The organism is Actinoplanes sp. TFC3 (assembly GCF_001553785.1).
Taxonomy (GTDB): domain Bacteria; phylum Actinomycetota; class Actinomycetes; order Mycobacteriales; family Micromonosporaceae; genus Actinoplanes.
In genome coordinates this window covers 1,199,134-1,218,438 of sequence record NZ_LOJP01000001.1, presented here as the reverse complement: position 1 = coordinate 1,218,438, position 19,305 = coordinate 1,199,134, and the positions used below count along the sequence as shown (strand labels likewise).

General features: G+C 67.7%; 14 protein-coding genes and 2 pseudogenes. 4 read left to right on the top strand and 12 right to left on the bottom strand.

Features of this window, described 5'->3' with window-relative positions; genetic code table 11:
- The first annotated feature begins 81 nt into the window (after positions 1–81).
- Positions 82–666 carry an Rv3235 family protein gene (locus tag TFC3_RS39080; protein ID WP_236718363.1) on the top strand — a complete coding sequence of 195 codons (585 nt, stop codon included), beginning with the start codon at positions 82–84 and terminating at the stop codon, positions 664–666.
- A 228-nt stretch (positions 667–894) separates the two neighbouring features.
- Here TFC3_RS39080 and secA read toward each other — a convergent pair whose 3' ends face one another.
- Positions 895–3,810: a preprotein translocase subunit SecA gene (secA, locus tag TFC3_RS05455; RefSeq protein ID WP_067496443.1), complete on the bottom strand. Its 2,916-nt coding sequence runs from the start codon at positions 3,808–3,810 to the stop codon at positions 895–897.
- A 132-nt stretch (positions 3,811–3,942) separates the two neighbouring features.
- Between secA and TFC3_RS40330 the strand changes: the two are divergent.
- From TFC3_RS40330 to TFC3_RS05445, 3 genes and pseudogenes are all read left to right on the top strand, one after another.
- A pseudogene (locus TFC3_RS40330) lies at positions 3,943–4,305 on the top strand (GNAT family N-acetyltransferase); the annotation flags it as partial.
- Between the two features lie 50 nt (positions 4,306–4,355).
- The gene (locus TFC3_RS05450; protein ID WP_067496440.1) at positions 4,356–4,934 is read left to right on the top strand and encodes a GNAT family N-acetyltransferase; all 579 of its coding nucleotides are present in this window, start codon (positions 4,356–4,358) and stop codon (positions 4,932–4,934) included.
- A complete protein-coding gene (locus TFC3_RS05445; protein ID WP_067496437.1) occupies positions 4,931–6,055 on the top strand; it encodes a GNAT family N-acetyltransferase in 1,125 nt (374 codons plus the stop codon). The genes TFC3_RS05450 and TFC3_RS05445 overlap by 4 nt, the downstream gene beginning before the upstream one ends.
- A gap of 228 nt (positions 6,056–6,283) precedes the next feature.
- Here the strand turns inward: TFC3_RS05445 and hpf are convergent, their stop codons facing one another.
- The 11 genes and pseudogenes from hpf to manA form a co-directional block, all read right to left on the bottom strand.
- Positions 6,284–6,898 (bottom strand): ribosome hibernation-promoting factor, HPF/YfiA family, encoded by a 615-nt coding sequence (gene hpf, locus TFC3_RS05440; protein ID WP_067496434.1) that lies wholly within the window; start codon positions 6,896–6,898, stop codon positions 6,284–6,286.
- A gap of 191 nt (positions 6,899–7,089) precedes the next feature.
- Complete coding sequence (locus TFC3_RS39075) at positions 7,090–7,920, bottom strand: ComF family protein (RefSeq protein ID WP_082771861.1); 831 nt, start codon at positions 7,918–7,920, stop codon at positions 7,090–7,092.
- Positions 7,921–7,929: 9 nt separating this feature from the next.
- The gene (locus TFC3_RS05430) at positions 7,930–9,744 is read right to left on the bottom strand and encodes an LpqB family beta-propeller domain-containing protein (protein WP_067496429.1); all 1,815 of its coding nucleotides are present in this window, start codon (positions 9,742–9,744) and stop codon (positions 7,930–7,932) included.
- A gap of 212 nt (positions 9,745–9,956) precedes the next feature.
- Positions 9,957–11,690: pseudogene (mtrB, locus tag TFC3_RS05425) on the bottom strand (MtrAB system histidine kinase MtrB); the annotation flags it as partial.
- A gap of 55 nt (positions 11,691–11,745) precedes the next feature.
- Positions 11,746–12,435 carry an MtrAB system response regulator MtrA gene (mtrA, locus tag TFC3_RS05420; RefSeq protein WP_041831929.1) on the bottom strand — a complete coding sequence of 230 codons (690 nt, stop codon included), beginning with the start codon at positions 12,433–12,435 and terminating at the stop codon, positions 11,746–11,748.
- Between the two features lie 78 nt (positions 12,436–12,513).
- On the bottom strand, positions 12,514–13,761 hold the full coding sequence (gene efeB / locus TFC3_RS05415; protein WP_067496426.1) for an iron uptake transporter deferrochelatase/peroxidase subunit: 1,248 nt from the start codon (positions 13,759–13,761) through the stop codon (positions 12,514–12,516).
- 212 nt (positions 13,762–13,973) lie between these two features.
- Positions 13,974–15,113, bottom strand: a complete 1,140-nt coding sequence (gene efeO, locus TFC3_RS05410) for an iron uptake system protein EfeO (RefSeq protein ID WP_067496424.1) — start codon at positions 15,111–15,113, stop codon at positions 13,974–13,976.
- A gap of 158 nt (positions 15,114–15,271) precedes the next feature.
- A complete protein-coding gene (efeU, locus tag TFC3_RS05405; RefSeq protein ID WP_067496420.1) occupies positions 15,272–16,108 on the bottom strand; it encodes an iron uptake transporter permease EfeU in 837 nt (278 codons plus the stop codon).
- A 151-nt stretch (positions 16,109–16,259) separates the two neighbouring features.
- Positions 16,260–16,460 (bottom strand): DUF397 domain-containing protein, encoded by a 201-nt coding sequence (locus TFC3_RS05400; protein WP_067496418.1) that lies wholly within the window; start codon positions 16,458–16,460, stop codon positions 16,260–16,262.
- Between the two features lie 48 nt (positions 16,461–16,508).
- Positions 16,509–17,351, bottom strand: coding sequence for a DUF5753 domain-containing protein (locus TFC3_RS05395; RefSeq protein WP_236717994.1), 843 nt, complete (start codon positions 17,349–17,351; stop codon positions 16,509–16,511).
- 771 nt (positions 17,352–18,122) lie between these two features.
- The gene (manA, locus tag TFC3_RS05390) at positions 18,123–19,304 is read right to left on the bottom strand and encodes a mannose-6-phosphate isomerase, class I (protein WP_082771860.1); all 1,182 of its coding nucleotides are present in this window, start codon (positions 19,302–19,304) and stop codon (positions 18,123–18,125) included.
- Between the last annotated feature and the right edge of the window lies 1 nt (position 19,305).

Here is a 19,305-nt window from a genome sequence, read left to right as displayed (position 1 = left end):
GGCAGTTCGGGGGGCTCTGCTGATTCGGCTGGTGGGGGCTGCGTCGACGGTGGGGTTGTTCCGAGGGGCGCCTCGCGCGGCGTGGATGAGCGGGGTGCTGAGGCCCGGCGGAACTTGGCTGGGCGGAGCCTCGACCCCGCTGCGCGCAGGGCGGGTGTTCGCGCTCCAGCCACCCGTGGCGCAGGCGCCCGAGGCCCGGCCCTTCCCACATCAGCCGGACGAGGCAAAGGCGCCGCAACCTCCGCTGCAACAGTCAAAGAACGCAGCACCCGGACCTCCCGCCGCCAGCCGGCGACCCGCAGTGGACCCAGCGAGGGTGAGCTGGCCGCCCACCACTTCGTCAAAGCCTGCGCCGAAGTCATCAACGGCTACCGCCCCGCAGCCCACCTACGCTCCTTGGCCCAACCGCGCGAGGCAGCCCACCTGATCTCGCAAGCCCTGATCGCCGCGCAGCAGGTAGCTGTCACTCGCCGGGAAGTCCAGCAGCTCCCCCGCAATCAGGTTCCATCCCCGGTACTCGCCACTCGCACCTCCATCTGCGAACCCCGGATTGGCGTCGTAGAAGCAGCGGCCGTGCTGGTTGCCCCGGAGAGAGCCTGGGCGCTCGTGTTCCGCCTGGAGAAGCCCCATAACCGCTGGCTGGCCACCGTGCTGCGCCTGCTGTAACCACCCTCCTCAGCAGTACAGACCACGGGTACCCCCGGGGCGTCCGGTGAGCAGTAGAGGCGGCGGCCGTCCTGGGCCTCACCCTCCTTGAGCCCGTTACCGGTAACGGCGCTCGAGGCCTTACCCCCTCGATACCGCAGCATGGAGACACAGCCGCGCATACAGCCGAAAGAGCCCGGCCCCCACGGCAAACGCCGTAGGGGCCGGGAACTAACAACCACGAACCGATCAGACAGCGCCCGGAGCGCCGTGGCAGCGCTTGTACTTCTTGCCGGAGCCGCAGTAGCAGGGGGCGTTGCGGGAGGGGCCGTTGCTGGCTTCCGCTTGGCCGGAGGTGCGGCTCGGGGTCTGGCGGTGGGCGCCGGTGTGGGCCGGGCTGGCCGGGACTACCGGGGCGGCACCGAGGCCGAGGGCCGGGGCCTGCTGCTCGGGTTCTTGGATCTGGGGGGCGCCGGCTCCGGCCTCGCCGTCGATGGTGGGCGACGTGTACTGCAGGCGCTGGGGTCGACCGCTGCCGCCGAGGCCCTTCGCGCGGACTTCGACGTGCTGGTCGGGCTGGTCGTCGTCGTCGGGGTCGGTGGCCTTGGGCATCGGGACGGCCTGGGTCGGGTCGACGGTGACCGCGGGGGTCTCTTCGACCTGGACTTCGAGGTTGAACAGGAAACCGACCGCCTCTTCCTTGATGCCCTCCATCATCTGGTTGAACATGTCGAAGCCCTCGCGCTGGTACTCGACCACCGGGTCGCGCTGGGCGTACGCCCGCAGGCTGATGCCTTCCTGCAGGTAGTCCATCTCGTAGAGGTGCTCGCGCCACTTGCGGTCGATGACCGCGAGCAGGACCTGGCGTTCGAGCTCGCGGACCGCGTCCTCGCCGAGTTCGTCCTCGCGGGCCTTGTACGCCGCCTGCGCGTCCTGCTTGAGCCGCTCGATCAGCCATTCCTGGTCGATGCTGCTGCGCTCGCCGCCGGCTTCCTCGACGACGTCCTCGATGGTGACGCTGAGCGGGAACAGGCGCTTGAGGTTGGTCCACAGCTGCTCGAGGTCCCAGTCCTCGGCGTAGCCGTCGGTGGTGGCCACGTGCACGTAGTCGGCGGTCACGTCGTCGATCATGTGCTGGGCCTGGTCGTGCATGTCCTCGCCGTCGAGCACGCGCTTGCGCTCGGCGTAGATGACCTGGCGCTGCTTGTTGAGCACCTCGTCGTACTTGAGGACGTTCTTGCGGATCTCGGCGTTCTGCGCCTCGATCTGGGTCTGCGCGCTGCGGATCTGGCGGGTCACCATCTTCGACTCGATGGGGACGTCCTCCGGGATGTTGAAGCGCTCCATCACCGCTTCGACCGCGCCGGCGCGGAAGCGCTTCATCAGGTCGTCCTGCAGCGACAGGTAGAAGCGGGACTCGCCCGGGTCACCCTGACGCCCGGAGCGGCCGCGTAGCTGGTTGTCGATGCGGCGTGAGTCGTGGCGCTCGGTGCCCAGCACGTAGAGGCCACCGGCGCCGATGACCTCGGAGGCCTCGGTCTCGCAGGCTTCCTTGACGATCGGGAGGACCTCTTCGAGGGCCTTCGCGTACTCCTCCGGGCTCTCCACCGGGTCGAGGCCGCGCTGGTGCAGCTCGGCGGCGGCGAGGAACTCGGGGTTGCCGCCGAGCAGGATGTCGGTGCCACGACCGGCCATGTTGGTGGCCACGGTGACCGCGCCCTTGCGGCCCGCCTGGGCGATGATCGTCGCCTCCTGGGCGTGGAACTTGGCGTTCAGCACGCTGTGCGGGATGCCGCGGCGGCGCAGCAGGGTGGACAGGATCTCGGAGTTCTCCACCGAGACCGTGCCGACCAGAACCGGCTGGCCGGTGGCGTGGCGCTCGGCGATGTCCTCGATGACCGCGTTGAACTTGGCCTTCTCGGTCTTGTAGATGACGTCCGGGTGGTCCACGCGGATCATCGGGCGGTGCGTCGGGATGCTGACCACACCGACCTTGTAGACCTGGTTGAACTCGCCGGCCTCGGTCTGGGCCGTACCCGTCATGCCGCCCAGCTTGTTGTAGAGCCGGAAGTAGTTCTGCAGCGTGATGGTCGCCAGGGTCTGGTTCTCCTGCTTGACCTCGACGCCTTCCTTGGCCTCGATGGCCTGGTGCATGCCCTCGTTGTAGCGCCGGCCGTGCAGGATGCGACCGGTGAACTCGTCGACGATCAGCACCTCACCGTTCTCGTCGACGATGTAGTCCTTGTCGCGCTTGTAGAGCTCCTTGGCCTTGATGGCGTTGTTCAGGTAGCCCACCAGCGGCGTGTTCACCGACTCGTAGAGGTTGTCGATGCCGAGGCGGTCCTCCACCCGGGAGACGCCACGCTCGGCGATGGCGACCGTGCGCTTGGCCTCGTCGACCTCGTAGTCGCCCTCGCCGTCCTTGCCCTTCTGCAGGCGGTTGACGATCGAGGCGAACTCGCCGTACCAGCGCTGGGAGTGCTCGCCGGGACCGGAGATGATCAGCGGGGTGCGGGCCTCGTCGATGAGGATGGAGTCCACCTCGTCGACGATCGCGAAGTTGTGCCCGCGCTGGACCAGCTCGGCGGCCGACCACGCCATGTTGTCGCGCAGGTAGTCGAAGCCGAACTCGTTGTTGGTGCCATACGTGATGTCGCACTGGTAAGCCGCGCGGTGCTCGGCGGCCGGCCGGTTCGGCAGGATCACGCCGACGGTCAGGCCGAGGAACGAGTGCACCCGGCCGACCCACTCGGCGTCGCGCTGGGCCAGGTAGTCGTTGACCGTGATGATGTGCACACCCTCGCCGCTGAGCGCGTTGAGGTAGGCGGGGAACACGCCGGTCAGCGTCTTGCCCTCACCGGTCTTCATCTCCGGGATGTTGCCGAAGTGCAGCGCGGCGCCGCCCATGAGCTGGACGTCGTACGCCCGTTGCCCGAGCACCCGGCGCGCGCCCTCGCGCGCGACTGCGAAGGCCTCGACCAGCATGTCGTCGAGCTTCTCGCCGTCGGCGTAGCGCTGCTTGAACTGTTCGGTCCAATCCCGCAACTCGTCATCGGTGAGGTCGGTGTACTCGTCCTCGATCGAGTTGACCGCCTCGGCGATCGCCTTGAGGCGGCGCACCATGCGGCCTTCGCCTGCGCGGAGGACTTTTTCCAAAATCGACACGGGTCAACGCTCCCCTAGACGGTCTGCCGAACCATCGTAGGCGCCTTCTTGGCGTACTCGTGACCCGCGCCTCCGGTTAACCTCGCAAAGTGGTGCAAATACCGCAGCACGTTCGCTGAAAGCGGAGCGGCGGTGCGGCGTGCAACGTGGTGGCATCTCTGTGCGTCCGCGCGGCAGGATGGCCGCGTGCGTGCGCCCGAGTTTCGAGTCGATGAGCTACTCGTGCGCCCCTGGCGGTCCGGGGACGCCGAGGCAATGGTCCGGGCGTGTCAGGACCCGTGGCTGCGCCGTTGGTTACCGAGTTTGCCGTGGCCGTACCGGATGGAGGAGGCTTTGGAGTTCATCGGCTCGCGGCAGGACGACCGGACCAATTGGCACCTGGGCGTCTTCGCCGATCATGGGTTGGCAGGCAGCGTCGTGCTGAGTGGCATCGATGAAGCGGCGCGGACGGCGTCGATCGGTTACTGGACGGTACCGTGGGCGCGGGACACAGAGTTAGCGAGCGAGCCGCACGGGCGCTGCCGCAGTCGGCCTTCGAACAGGGATTGCGGCGGGTCAGCTGGCGGGCAGCCCGCGTTTTCGGCTCCACCCCCCCGACACTCACCGCCAATCCGGTCACGCTGCGTCAACCTGCCGAGAAAGACATCCCGGCCATCACCGTCGGCTACAACGACCCGGACACCATCCGCTGGTTCTCGGTTCCGGAGAAGTGGACTCACGAGACGGCCCGTGACTACGTCGACCGGCTGGTTCCGCTGTGGTGGGCCGGGGGTGTTGAGGTTGTTTTCGCGATTGCTGATGATCTGGACTCGTACGCCGGATCGATTGATCTGAGCGTGCGGCGCGACGACCCGGCGGTGGGCGAAGTGGGATATTTCGTCCTGCCTGACTTTCGCCGGCGTGGGTATGCGGTGTCGGCGGTCCGCGCCATCAGCAGGTGGGGGTTCGAGGTGCTCGGGCCGCAGCGCATCCAGCTCCGGTGGGCGGCCGGGAACGATGTGTCCGGGCAGGTCGCGGCGAGGGCCGGGTTCGCGACCGAAGGACTCATGCGGCAGGCTTTGATGATCAACGGGAAACGGCGGGACTGCTGGGTGGCATCGCTGCTGAGAGATGAGGTTGTGTGAGGGTTCCTGTGATCGAGGCGCACGGGGTACGACTACGCGCGCTGGCCCGGCACGACCTGGACGACCTGCTCACCGCGTACAACGATTGGGAACTGCGGCGTTTCCTGCCCCTGCTGCCGATCCCCTTCACGCATACGCAGGCCGAGGAGTACCTGAACGACGTCGTGCCGCGCATGTTCTCGGCAGGCGGCGGTTTCTGGGCCATCGCGGACACCGGAACCGACCAGTTGCTCGGCGGCGCGGGAATCGACCGGGTGGCGCTCGAACGCGGTCAGGCGGAGATCGGCTACTGGACGGCGCCGGATGCGCGCGGACGAGGCGTGGCCACTGCGGCGGTACGCGCCCTGAGCGAGCACGCGTTCGTAAGTGGGCTGTCCCGGCTGGAGTTGCTGACGCACTGGGAGAACACGGCGAGCCAGCGTGTCGCCTTTGCGGCTGGTTACACCCGTGAGGGCGTACGGCGGGCAGCGCTTCCGGACAGAGACGGCAATCGCGACGATCTGGTGGCCTATGCCCGCCTGGCCGAGGATCCCCCCGGCCCCGTCGAGCGACTCTTGCCCGATTTGCCGGGCAACGAACTGAGCGATGGCGTGGTGACCCTCCGGCCGCTGCTGCCCGAGGACAGCGAGTTCTACACGGCGCTGCACAGTCTCCCGGAGATCGTCGCAACCTCCGTGCCCCCCATCCCGCCCAGCCACATCGAGATGGAACGACGCTGCGACCGCTCTCAAGCCCACTGGCTCGCCGGCAACCGCGCCGACATGATCATCCTGGACGCGGAAACCGGCACGCGAGCCGGCGAGATCGGGCTGTACTACCAGGACCCCCGAACGGCCCAGGCCATGATCGGCTACAGCATGCTCCCGGCCTGGCGCGGCCGGGGCTACCCCACCCGAGCTGCGCAACTGGTGGCGCTGTGGGCTTTCGCGGAGACGGGAATCGCCCGGCTGATCGCGGGGGCGCTGCCGGAGAACCTGGCCTCTCAGCGGGTGTTGGAGAAGGCGGGATTCAAGCGCGAGGCGTATCTGCGGGGCCGGCTGCCCGGACCCGATGGGACGCGCAACGATGATGTTCAGTTCGCGCTGCTGGCTGAGGATGTGCTCGCTCTGATCAGTGAGTGAGGCGGTTGGGCGCGACGGGCTGCGGGCGCGAGAGTCGTCTGCCCACTGGACACAAGCCATCCTGCAAGCGCGCAGGTGTCAGACCGCGCCCTCAGTTCGCACTGCCGAGGGCGCGGTCAGCGTAGACAGGTCTTGCGCTCAACCCGCCCGTCCGCGGGCTGAGGACCGGCCGGACCGGGCACCGCGCTGCTCGCGACAGCGTCAGTCAAGACCGGTCAGAGGCCGCGCTCAGCCGGTTGTCTCCAGGCTGAGGATGCCGTAGTCGTAGCCGCGGCGCCGGTATACGACGCTCGGGCGGCCGCTTTCCTTGTCGTGGAAGAGGTAGAAGTCGTGGCCGACCAGCTCCATCTGGAACAGGGCGTCGTCGACGGTCATCGGGTCCGCGGGGTGTTCCTTTTCGCGCACGATGCGCCATGGCTGGTCATTGTCGTGTTCCTGCGGGTCGGCCAGCGATGAATCGTCAGGCGCGCTCAGACTCGGCAGGTCGGTTGGGAGCCCAGCGGTGGCTGCGGCCACGGACACCGGTGCGTGCCGGCCGCGGTGGACGCGGCGGCGGTCGGCGGCGCGGCGAAGGCGGCCGTCGAGTTTGTTGATTGCGCAGTCGAGTGCGGCGTAGAAGTCCTTGGCGCAGGCCTCGGCCCGGATGACGGGTCCTCGGGTCACTACGGTGATTTCGACGCGCTGGCAGTTATCGGACTGCCGCGGGTTGCGCTCGTGGAACAGTTCCACGTCGACTCTGATCAGCTTCTGGTCGTACCGTTCAACTTTTGCCAGCTTGTCGGCGACATGTTCCCGATAGTGATCGGGAACCTCTACGTTGCGGCCCTTGACGACAATGTCCACTCGTGACCTCCCCCAACGTTGGCACTGGGATCGCGCTGTGCTGCTGTCGGTGACGCCGGGGATCACGGAGCAATCCCACGCGCGTGACCGAATCGGCTTACGAGGACGCTCCTTTCCGGTGCGGCGGGCTGGATGTTCGGCTTCGCTCCGGTGGCGGATAAGCAAGGACGCTTACCCTCGTCACCAGAACGCTAACCTGCCGATGCCTGCCCGTCACCCCTCGTTGGGCAACCCGATAGCGGGACTTCCGGCTCTGGCGCTCGCCATGCCGGAGGGCTTTCACCCGCTTGGGGGCGGACCCGTCGCAGCGTTGTCGCTGCCAGCACAGCAGCCCCATTGACCTGCATGTCCACCTCCTGCAGCCGGCTCGCCACCGCGGCCAGTGTGGCCCCGGTCGTGACGATGTCGTCCACCACTATCAGGGTGCCTTCCATCGTCGGCCGCCGCCGCGAAATGTGGATCCGGGCGGGCCTGATCCTCAGGGAATTCTCAGCCGCGGCCACCCGTCCGCTTACATCCAGTGACGCGGAGTCCGGTCGGGGAAGCGCCCGCAACGGCTGATGGAGATCAGCCTGCCAACCGGCCCGACGCAACCGCCGCACTGCATGTGCGGCCAATCGCGCCATGTGGTCACCGTGCCGCTCGCGTGCCGCCCTTGCGGTCGATGGCACAGCAACAACATTTACCGGTACGTCCACAGCGCCCCCACCCAGCAAGGCAGCCTCAGCAACCGCACTGGCCAGCAGAGCCCCGAGCGGACGAGCCAACCGATGCCGCCCGCGTTCCTTGTAGCCGAGCAGCACCCCTCGCAACGAACCCGCGTACGGGCCCATCGCCACGCACCCCGGCATACCCGGCGGTGGTGGCGACGGGCTGCTGGCGTACGGGAAAAGTCTTTCCAGACGCGTCACACAGCTCGCGCAGACCCCGCGGCGCAACGCCACGCGCTCGGCACCACACCCGGCACAGACGCCGGGCAGCACCAGGTCGGCAAGGTCGGTTCCGAGCTCGGCCAGGCGCATGCCGCAGGCTCAGCGTAAGAAGAACGGCGCGACCGGTACGACTCCGGCCGGCGGGTTGGTCACCGGATCGGCCAGGTTGCCCACGCCGATGCGCACCGGCGGGGTGAGCGCGTCGAAGGTGATCCCGTTGGCCATGTAGTGGATGACGTCGGGCAGTTGCTTCACCGGAACCGGGCTGACCGGGTACGAGGTCAGGTACGTGACGTGCTGCGTGCCGATGTCGGCCAGCACCTGCGACGAGCGGGTCCCGTCGATCTCGGTTTCGATGATCGAGGCCCGGCCCCTGGCGGTCACCCCGGCGACGACCAGCGAGGTCTCCGTGCCCCAGTCCACCGCCGTGACCTGGTTGAGCTGGAAGACCTGCACGAGCCGGGGCGCCGACAACTCGGGCACATCCCCGTCCGCGTCGAGCGCGGCCACGTACAACTTGTCGCCGGCCACCAGGGCCAGGCGCCGCCCGTCCGGAGCCACCGCCACCGCCGAGATGAACCCGCCGTTCGAACCGGGCCAGGCCACCGCGCGCAGCGGCGACCCGTCCGCCGAGAAGCTGAACAGCTTGCCGCCCACAGTGATCAGGCCGAGCGCGCCGGTCTGCGCGTCATCGGAGGTGATCGCCCACACCGGCTGGCCGACCGAGCCACCCCGCAGCGCCACGGGCTTCAAGCCGGCCTGCTCCCCCGGCGCCGCCCCGCCGACCCGCAACGTGTTGACGCCCTTCTCGGCGGTGACCAGGGCGGCGTACCGGTAATTGCTGAAACTGTGTCCGATCGCCGCGGCCCGCACGTTCTTGTTTGCCGCCGACCGGACGACCGGGACCGCCTCGGTCGAGCCGCGCGACTGCGACAACCGCCGGATCTGCTGGTTGTAGATGACAAAGCGCTCAGGTTCCGCGGGCAGCCGGTACGAGGCGTTGCTCAGCAGGTAGTCGGTGCCCTCGTAGTCGTTCTGGTCCTGGCCGATGGTCAGCTCCAGCACCCGCGGTAGCAGGTCCTGCAGCGACCACATGACCTGCCGGCGCAATCGGTCCAGCGCGTTCGGATCGTCCTGCGGCTGCACGGCCTGGCCGCTCAGGCTGATCTGCAGCTTCCCGTTGCCGGCGGCCGGCACGTTACCCTGCAGCAGCGTGCCCTCGGGCAAGGATTCCACCGAGTCGGCCAGCCAGGCCGCAGGCCCGTCGATCAGCCACTTGATGACCTGACCCGGCACCTGCTCGGACGGCACGTCGGCGGACAGATAGCGGACGTCGGGCACCAGCGCGGTGTGATCCTTGTTCCAGAAGTAGATGGTGCGCGGCTCGTAGTAGTCCTGCAGCGCCCGGTCGGTCAGCAGCATGACCTGCGGTGCCTTGGTCACGAACAGCCCCGGCTTACCGGTGATCTGCGAGACGGTCAGCTTGTACGTCTGCTCGCCGCTGTCCTGCGACGGCTCGAGGATGCCCTTGGACGTCAGGACGCCCACGGTGACCACCTTGAGTGTCACGTCATCGCTGCCCGGGTTGACCAGCGGGTCGTCGGTCAGGTGCACGACCTTGATCTCGCTGGGCGCCTTGAACACGTTGTTGGCCGACGGCGAGAGGAAGCTCTGCACCTGCTTGAGCGAGGTTTCCGGGTTGCTGGCAGCCGCGGCGCGCAGGTAGTACTGCACCAGCTCGAGGTTGTCGGTGGCATCCTCGCGGGTGAACCGGTCGGGCGCATCGTTGTCCCCGGAAGCGAACCCGGTGGTCGGCCCTTCCTTGATCTTCTCGACCCGGGTGTTGTCCGGAATGCCGCACCCGGCCAGCGCCAGAGCACCGGCCAGCACTGCCGCCAGCAGTCCACGCTTCATCGCCGCACCTCCGCAGGCTCTTCCCCACGGGCCTCACCAACGCCGTTCCCGCCGGTCTTCGGGGCGTCGCCCGCGTCTGGGTTACCGCCGCTGCCCGGGGTGCCGCCGCTGCCCGAGTTGGCGCCGCTGTCCGGGTTATCGCCGTTGTCCTCCCGCGCGGCGCCGGCCACGGCGGGCCGGTCATCCGCGGCGGGCGTGGCTGCTGCGGGCGTGGCTGCCGCGGGCGTGGCTGCCGCGGGCGTGGCGGTTATCGCACGCGTGGCGGCTGCTGGCGTGGCGGCGGGCGTGGCGGCGATTGCGGGTGCGGCGTCGATCGCTCGGTCGCGGGGGATCAGCGGCAGCGGGGCCGCCACCAGCCGGTCGCCGGCGCGGACCGGGATGGTCAGGCGGAACTGGGCGCCACCGCCCGGCTCGCCCCACGCCTCCAGCCAGCCACCGTGCAGGCGTGCGTCCTCCACGGCGATGGACAAGCCGAGCCCCGTGCCGCCGGTTTGCCGGGCCCGGGACGGATCAGCTCGCCAGAACCGGTTGAAGACCAGCCGCTCCTCACCCGGTTTGAGCCCGACGCCGTGGTCGCGGACGGTGATGGCCACTGCCGCGTCGTCAGTGGCCATGGTGACCTCGACCGGTTTACGTTCGCCGTGCTCGACGGCGTTGCCGACCAGGTTGCGCAGCACCCGTTCGACCCGGCGCGGGTCGACCTCGGCGATGACCGGGGTGTCGGGCAGGCGCAGCTCGATGGTGACGCCGACGCGCTCGGCGAGGCCCTCGAGGCGTTCGGCGACGCGTTCCACGATGGGCACCAGGTCGGAGTGCTCGGCGTCGAGCGCGGCGAACCCGGCGTCGAACCGGCTGATCTCCAGCAGATCGGTGAGCAGGCTTTCGAAACGATCCAGCTCGGCTTGCAGCAACTCGGCGCTGCGGGCCACTGCCGGATCGAACTCGTCGCGCTCGGCGAAGATCAGGTCGGCTGCCATCCGTACCGTGGTCAGCGGGGTCCTCAGCTCGTGCGACACGTCGGAAGTGAACCGGCGCTGCAGGCGGGACATCTCCTCGAGCCGCACGATCTGGCGCTGCAGGTTGGCCGCCATCTGGTTGAAGGAGGCTGCGAGCAGGGCCAGGTCGTCCTCGCCGTCGACCTTCATGCGCTGATCGAGCAGGCCGGCCGAGAGCCGCTGAGCGGTGCGCGCCGCAACTCGCACCGGGGTGACGACCATGCGGGTCACCAGGCCGGCCACCACGCCAAGCAGGATGACCAAAGCCAGACCGGTGACCAGAACGGTGGCTCGGATCTGGTTGGCCGCGCGGTCCTCGGTGGTCAGCGGTACGAGGTAATAGAGCTCGACGTGGCCGAAACTGGTCGGCACCGGCGATCCGTACACCAGGTATTTGATCGGTTCGCCGTTCATCCTGATCGTGCGGATCTGCTGTGCGACCAGGCTGTCGGTGGCGACCGCCTGGCGCATCTCCCGGCTGATGAGCACGTCGGTGTCGGCCCGGGTCGAGGTGACCGGCTTGAGGTCAGCGATGTTGTCGGCCCGCAGCGAGACGATCGCCCCGCCACTCTCCGCGGGGTCGGTGTCGGCCAGCCGCGTCACGGTGTCGTTGATGGTTGCCGGTAGCTGCGGGTCACGGGCTTGGCGGTGCACGGTGAGCTGGCGGTAGGCGTAGTCCACCTTGCCCGCCATCTGCGAGCGGACCTCGTCCTCGGCGCGGTTGAGCAGGATCTTGGTGCTCTGGTCGGCGATGAACCAGCCGAAGCCGCCGACCAGCAGGCTGGACATCACCATGGTGAGCGTGACAACGCGCAGGTGCAGGGAACGCCGCCACGCGCGGCGGGCCGGGGCGGTGAACCGCTTGGCCCGGCGCACGGCAGCACGCCAGTGCCGCCGCACCACTCGCAGGGTGCGGCGGACGGGCATCGGAAGCCAGGCAGGAGCACGCATCGGGGCCAAGGTTAGCCGTTCGGCACCTCAGCCCCGAGGAGCCTGTGGATAAGTGTCAGCCCGTCCCGGCTTTGTAGCCGACGCCGCGCACCGTGAGGATGATCTCCGGGCGTTCCGGGTCCGGCTCGATCTTGGCGCGCAGCCGCTGGACGTGCACGTTGACCAGGCGGGTATCGGCGGCGTGCCGGTAGCCCCACACCTGCTCAAGCAGCACCTCGCGGGTGAAGACCTGACGCGGCTTGCGGGCCAGCGCGACCAGGAGGTCGAACTCGAGCGGCGTCAGCTTCACCTCTTCGCCGTCGCGCGACACGGTGTGCGCCGGCACGTCGATGGTGATCTGGTTGCCGGGCGGCCCGATGGTCAGCAGCTCCGGCGCGGCGTCCTCGCCACGGCGCAGCCGGGCTCGCATCCGCGCCACGAGCTCCTTGGGCTTGAACGGCTTGACCACGTAGTCGTCGGCGCCGGACTCGAGGCCCAGCACCACGTCGACGGTGTCGCTCTTCGCGGTGAGCATGACGATGGGGATGCCCGACTCGGTGCGGATGGCCCGGGCGACGTCGATGCCGCTCATACCGGGCAGCATGAGGTCGAGCAGGACGATGTCGGGCCTGTTCTCCCGGAACGCGGCGAGGGCCCGTTCACCGTCAGCCACGAACGAGGGCAGGAAACCCTCGCTGCGCAGGACGATTCCGAGCATCTCGGCCAGCGCTGGGTCGTCATCGACGACGAGTACGCGGGCTCTCATGCGATCCAATATTGCACTGTCCCTCTACAGCAGGTGCGACCGGCCGTCGATCATGTCGCGTGCCGGGCCAGATCCGGTCTAACTGAACAGCGCCCGGCCCCAGTAGTCGTCCGTACCGGAGACGCCGGGCGGGCACGCAAACAACGCCAACGACACGGGCTTGAGATATTCGTTCATCTCATCGCGCCGGGCGAGGTTGCGCTGGATCGGCACGAACTGTTTGCGCGGGTCACGCTGGTAGGCCATGAAGAACAGCCCCGCGTCGAGCCGCCCCAGCCCATCGGAGCCGTCGACGAAGTTGTAGCCCCGCCGCAAAAGCCGCGCTCCGCCGTTCATGGTGGGGTGAGCCAGCCGCACATGGGATGTTTCGGGCAGTGCGGACACGTCCGGCTCGTCGAACTCGGCGGCCTTGCCGAGCGCTGCGCCCGTACCCTTGTGCCGCCCCACAATGCTTTCCTGCTCCGCCAATGAGGACCGGTCCCAGGTCTCCACCACCATCCGGATCTTGCGGGTGACCAGGTAGGCGCCGCCGGTCATCCACTCCGCGCCGTCCCCCGGCTGCACCCACAGGTGCTGCTCAAGCTGCTCAGCTTGCTCCAGCTTCAGATTCGCGGTGCCATCCTTGAAGCCGAAGAGGTTGCGGGGAGTCGTTTGAGACGCCGACGTCGATGAGGTACGACCAAAGCCCAGTTGCGACCACCGAACGCCGACCACCCCCATCCCGATCCGGGCCAGATTGCGGATCGCGTGCACCGCCACCTGCGGATCATCGGCGCAAGCCTGCACGCAAAGATCGCCACCGGACAGCGCCGGATCGAGCACATCGCCGGGAAAATGGGGCAGATCGTCCAGGGCTGCCGGCCGCTTCGCCGCAATCCCGAACCGGTCCCGCCCATCGGCGTCACGGAAAAGCGAAGGCCCGAACCCCACGGTGATCGTCAGAGCGGACGGCGGCAACCCGAGAGCCTCTCCCGTGTCATCCGGCGGCGCCTCGGGCACGCCGTCAACCGCGCCGACCTCCCCGGCATCGCGACCCGCAGTCATCCGCGCGGCAGCCGCGGTCCACTCCTGCAGCAGGCCAATGAGCCGGTCCCGGTCCTTGGTGATGACATCGAACGCCACAAAGTGCAGACGATCCTGCGCAGGGGTGACAATTCCGGCCTGATGCGCCCCGGTGAAAGCCACCGACCCATCCCCCGCCGGCGCGGAGTCCGAAACGCCGCTGTCGATCAGCGCCCCGCCGACGGCGGCAGCGCCGGCAACCCCGGCCACACCGATACCGGCGAGCGCTATGGCCCGCCTGCGCGACACGTTCTCCGACGGCATCAGACCTACCTCTGCCCTTACTGCTCGATCTTCGCGTGCGTACTTCCGGGCCGCGGCTCTGTTTCGACCCTCGCTTACCCCCGCGGCCCGGCCTACCTTCCGTGCCCGGCCCACTTCCGTGCCCGGCCTACTTCCGTGCCCGGCCTACTTCCGGACCCGGCTTACTTCCCGGCCCGGCTTACTTCCCGGCCCGGCTTACTTCCCGGCCCGGCTTACTTCTGCGAGACCACCGCGGCGACCTTGGAGATCGGCTCGGCGAGTGCGTTGATGGCGTCCGAGAGGCTCTTCAGGTCGCTCTGGTTGAGCTCGTTGTGCAGCTTCCAGCCGTCCCCGCTGCGGTACTTCTCCAGCGTGGTGCCGACGTTTGCGAACTCGTTGTCCAGCGTCTTCACCAGCGCCGGGTCGCGTTCCTCCAGCACCGGCCGCAACGCCGCAATTGCCGCTTGAGAACCCTCGACATTTGCGTTGAAGTCGTACAAGTCGGTGTGCGAGTAGCGGTCCTCCTCACCGGTGATCTTGCCGGTCGCCACCTCGTCCAGCAGGCCCTTCGCGCCGTTGGCGAGCTGCAGCGGCGACAGCTTCTCCGCGTTCGCCTTGGCCACGATGTCCTTGACGTCGGTGAGCAACCGGTCGGCGATCGGGCCGTCCTTGCTGACGTCGGGCTTGGCAGCCCACAGGTCCTTCTCGAGGCGGTGGAAGCCGGTGAACTCCATGCCCTCCTCGGTGACCTCCTCGCGGCCGTCGATCTTCGGGTCGAGGTCGCCGAAGATCTCCGCTACCGGCTCGATGCGCTCCCAGTACGTACGGGCCACCGGGAACAGCGCCTTGGCCTTGTCGACGTCGCCGCCCTTGACCGCCGTCACGAACTCCTCGGTCTTGGTGAGCAGCGCGTCGGTTTGGCTCTTGACGTACCGCGAATAACTGGCGGTGGCCTCGGCCAGTTTGGCGTCATCGGCGAGCGGCGCCGCGGAACCCGACACGGTGAAGGCCGTCCGGATCCCCTTGCCGATCATGCCCGGTTTGCACGCCGTTTCATAGGATCCGGCCGGCAACTCGACGCGTAGGTCCCGCGACAAACCGGGCGCGATGTTCTCGACCTCGGCCATGATCCGATCACCCGGCGCGTACACGTAGAACTCGGTGACCTTGTTGCCGCCGTTGGTGACCTTGAAGACGCTGGTGCCCGCGCCAACCGCGTTCGTGGCGACCTCACAGGCCGTGTCCGAGGCCTTCACGGTGATCGGACCGCCCGACGCCGAGTCGGCCGGCTTGTCTTCACCGCCGCCGCACGCGGTCAGGGCGCTACCGAGGACGCCGACCGCGGCGAGGGCAAGGAGCCGGTTCGTACGCATGGTTCTCCTACTGCTGGGCGACTGTCGCGGGCGCGCCTTTGCGAGGCGACTCGTTGCTGAGGGGTTACTGCGCTGAGCGGGTACTGCATTGAGGAGTGACTGTCAGGGCTTGCTGCTGAGGCTTGCCGCCGGGCTTCTCGCCGCGGCTTAGTGACGGCTCATGGCTGAGATGCGGGTGCCGAGGTTGACGAGGTGGTCACCGGCCAGAGGAAGAGTGCGAGCACGGGAATGCCGTACGCCGCCCAGACCACGGTTTCGAGTACCGACGCGGTCGGCGTGATGTTGAACATGCCGGTGAGCAGCGCGGTGTACCAGGCGTTCGGGTCGAGTGCGCCGCTGATGTCGTACGCCAAATGGTTGAGGCCGCCCAAAACGCCTGCCTCTTGGAAGTCATGCGCCCCGTACTTCAAGATGCCGGCCGCGACCAGGATGAGCAGGGCGCCCGTGCAGGTGAAGAACACGCTCAGGTTGATGCGCACCGCGGTGGCATACATGAGCCAGCCGATGACAACAGCCGAGGCAATTCCGGCAACAAGGGCCAAGAGCGGTCCGGTGTTGGAGCTTGCTCCCTGCACAGCGGAATAGAAGATCAGCGAAGTCTCGAGTCCCTCGCGGACCACCGCCAGAAAGGCCATCAAAGCCACAGCCATCGAGCCCACGGCAAGCGCATCGTGCAGCTTGCCGCGCAACTCGCCGGCGATCGAGCGGGCCGCCCGCCGCATCCAGAAAATCATCCAGGTGACGAAGCAAACCGCCAGCAGCGAGGTGATCGCCTCGAAGAGTTCCTGCTGGTCGTAGGACTGCAGCAGGGTGGTCTCGGTATAGCTGAGCAGCCACCCGAACAAGACGGACAGCACTACGGCAACCGCGACGCCGCCCCAGACCTGCACGAGGCGGTCCTTGCGGTCCGATTTGACCAGGAAAGCGATGAGGATGCTGACCACAAGGGTGGCTTCCAAACCCTCACGCAGTCCGATGAGGTACGTGGCGAGCATGGCACTCCGTCGGTAAGGCATCCCTAACTAAGGTTCGGCATACCTTACGCATGAAGCCGCCCACCACGTCAAGAAGCCACGTAGTTTCGTTGCATGTCGCATACGGGCAGCCGGAGCTGCCCGCATGAGGTCCGTCGATTCGCGCCCACGGCTACCGGTCGAACTCACCGGCCTGCACGCCGGCGACGAACTGCGACCAGCCTCGTGCCGGGAACTCAAGAACCGGCCCGGCGACATCCTTGGAGTCCCGCACGAACACGGTGGCGGGTGCCGGGGCGACCTCCACACAGTGCCCGGCAGGTCCACTGCGGGTGCTCTTCTGCCAGGTCAAAGCGTTCTGCTGCAATGTCATGCCTTCCAGCCAATGTTCACTCCCCCAGATAACGCGGCAGAACGCAGCTCAGTTCAGCCGTTCGCCTGAACGAGCGATGAGTTCCCGCGTCTCGTCGGCGGACAGCGCGCGCTTACGGATATCGGAGAAGGCTTCGCGGTACACCCGCACTTCGGGGTCTTTCGTCCGCAATTGCCCGCCAACCAGGTCTTCGCTGTGGACCACCGGCGGCCGGTCCTCGAACTCGAAAACGACGAATGCTTCCGAGATGGCAGCGTGCGAACCGGCCGAAAACGGCATGACGTGAAGCTCCACGCGAGGCCGGCGGCTGGCGTCGTACAGGCGCTGCAACTGACGGCGGAGCACCTCGCGCCCTCCCACTTCGCGCCAGAGCACGGCCTCGTCCATCACCACACAAAGGCGTGGTGCGCCGTCCCGGCTGAGGACACTTTGCCGGGCCATTCGTAAAGCGGTCCGGCGCTGCAGCGTCTCCTGGTCTCGCACGTCAGCGCCCGACTTAATGACGGCGTGGGCGTACTCGTCGGTTTGCAGAAGGCCAGGCACGAGTTGCGTCTCCCACTCGCAAATCAAGACAGCTTCGGCCTCAAAAGCAACATATTCCGCGTACGGGTCATTCACCGAGGATCGGTAAGGTGCCCACCACACGCGGTCCCGGCCGCGCCGGGCGAGATTGCGCAGCCTCGCGCGAACCGGCTGCGGCGCCGCAAGTTCGTGCAACAGCCGCTCGAGGTCGGTATCGCTGATCCCGGTCCGGGCGGTTTCGATCCGGCTCAATTTGGATTCGGACCAGCCCAGCACGGTTGCCACATCAGCAGCGCGGCGCTCGGCCCGCAGCCGCCGAAGCTCATCGCCTAACTCACGGCGGGCAGCCATCGATGTCGGTCTAGACACGCGCCCACCGTACCGGCCACTCAGTGCAACTTGCAGACCACTTTCTGCACTTGCAGATCCGCCTCCCGCATGTGCTAATGAGATAAGAAATACCAACTTGGTGCAGGTCGTCACGCGGGACCCGGCACCTTGCGCATCGCCTGCGGGGGCGAAGCGCGGAACCGGAAAGCGAACCGGCGGCGGCAACCACCGGTTCGCTTTTCCATGCATCTCCCCCCGCCCCCCAAATCCCGCACAAAGTCCCATGCCTCATCCGGTACGGCCAAAGCGGGCCACTCCCCTGACCGGACCTCTGATCGCCCGATCGGCACCCTGAACCGACGCGATCCCGCTCGCTGCCCAACCGGCCACGAGCCGCACCCAAGCACCCCCGCGCCGGGCGAACCCAATCGTCGGCGGGCCGCACCGCTCGATAGACACCAGCAAAACTTGTTGAGCACCATCAGCGAGTTGCTGGCCAGCCGCCTGGAAATCAACCCTTCGGGGCGGGGCAACGCCGAATCTCAGCCATGCAGGCACCGCGAACCCCCACATAGCGAACGAGGCGACAGGTCAAAGACCTGCCGCCTCGTTCATCCCCCCGGTTTGGTACCACGCGCGTCGTGGGACCCCCCGATCACCATTGACGCTGCGTGTTTATAGATTCACACTCCGCAACAGCCATGTCAAGTAAATCAGCAAATTTCGTACTTTTTCGGTGGCGTTTGAGGTGCTCTGAGTGCGCCAACGCTCCTTCTCCGGGACTGAACCGCGTTCCGCGTCAGGTAAGAGCTAGTCGACGAGCCCGCCCTCAACCCCCACAGCAGCTACGAAAATCTCGCCCACCCCAGCAGCCGTAGCCGCCCCGGTCTCCGCGGGAAGGTACGCAGCCTTTCCAGCCGATACCTCAACCGGAGTTCCGTCCACCGCCTCAGCCACGTGCACCTCCCCCTCGGTTCCCAGCGCAATCCGGGGTCCCGAGGGCGGCAGGCTCACCGGTGGCGTGGCCGGTCCCAGCGTGAGCCGGTACAGCGCGAACTCCCGAGCCGGCACCTGCCACGTCGTCACGCCGGGTCGTTCCTGGGTTGCGGGCACGATGGGGTCGTCCAGCACCTCGAAGCGCAGGACCCTGAGCAGTTCGTCAACGTCGACGCGCTTGGGGGTCAGACCGCCGCGGAGGACATTGTCGCTGGCTGCCATGATTTCAACGCCGCTGCCCTTGAGGTACGCGTGCAGGTTCCCGGCCGGCATCCAGATAGCTTCACCGGGCTGCAGTCGTACCTGATTCAACAAGAGCGCGACCAGAACCCCCGGGTCTCCCGGATAGTGCTCAGCCAAACTCGCCGCGAGCGGGGACGTACCCGCCGTCACGACCTCCTCGACCAGCGTCGCACGATCCTCCGCAGGCCAGGTCAGCAGCGTGCGCACCGCCTCCGCCAAGCCCTCTGTTCCGGTGTTCAAAGCAGCAACAACAGGCCCAAGGCGCTCGATGCCGAGGTCCCGTAGGTCCTTCGCCGCGGCGGCCGGGTCGCGGAAGCCGCAGAGAGCGTCGAACTCGGTGAGCGCTACCAGCATTTCCGGTTTGTGGTAGGCGTCGGTGTAGTTCTTCGGGGCGTCCGGGTTCGCCTGCTGCGCGGCAAAGGCTTGCTTCGCATACTCGGCGTCCGGGTGGGCCTGCAGCGACAGCGGGGCTTCGGCGGCGAGGACCTTCATCAGGTACGGCAGCCGCGCGCCGTATTCCTCGACCGCCTCGGCGCCCAGTTGGGCTTTCGGGTCCTCAGCGATCAGCGCGTCGAGGCTGACCGGGCCGTCGCCGGTTGTCACGGTGGAGGGGTCACCGGGGTGGGCGCCGAGCCAGAGTTCCGCTTCCGGGTCATCGGTCGGGGCCGTCCGGCCCTGCAACATGGCGATCGCTGAGCGCGACCCCCAGGCGTAGGGCCGGATGACGCCGGTCAGGGGAAGTACTGCAGCCACC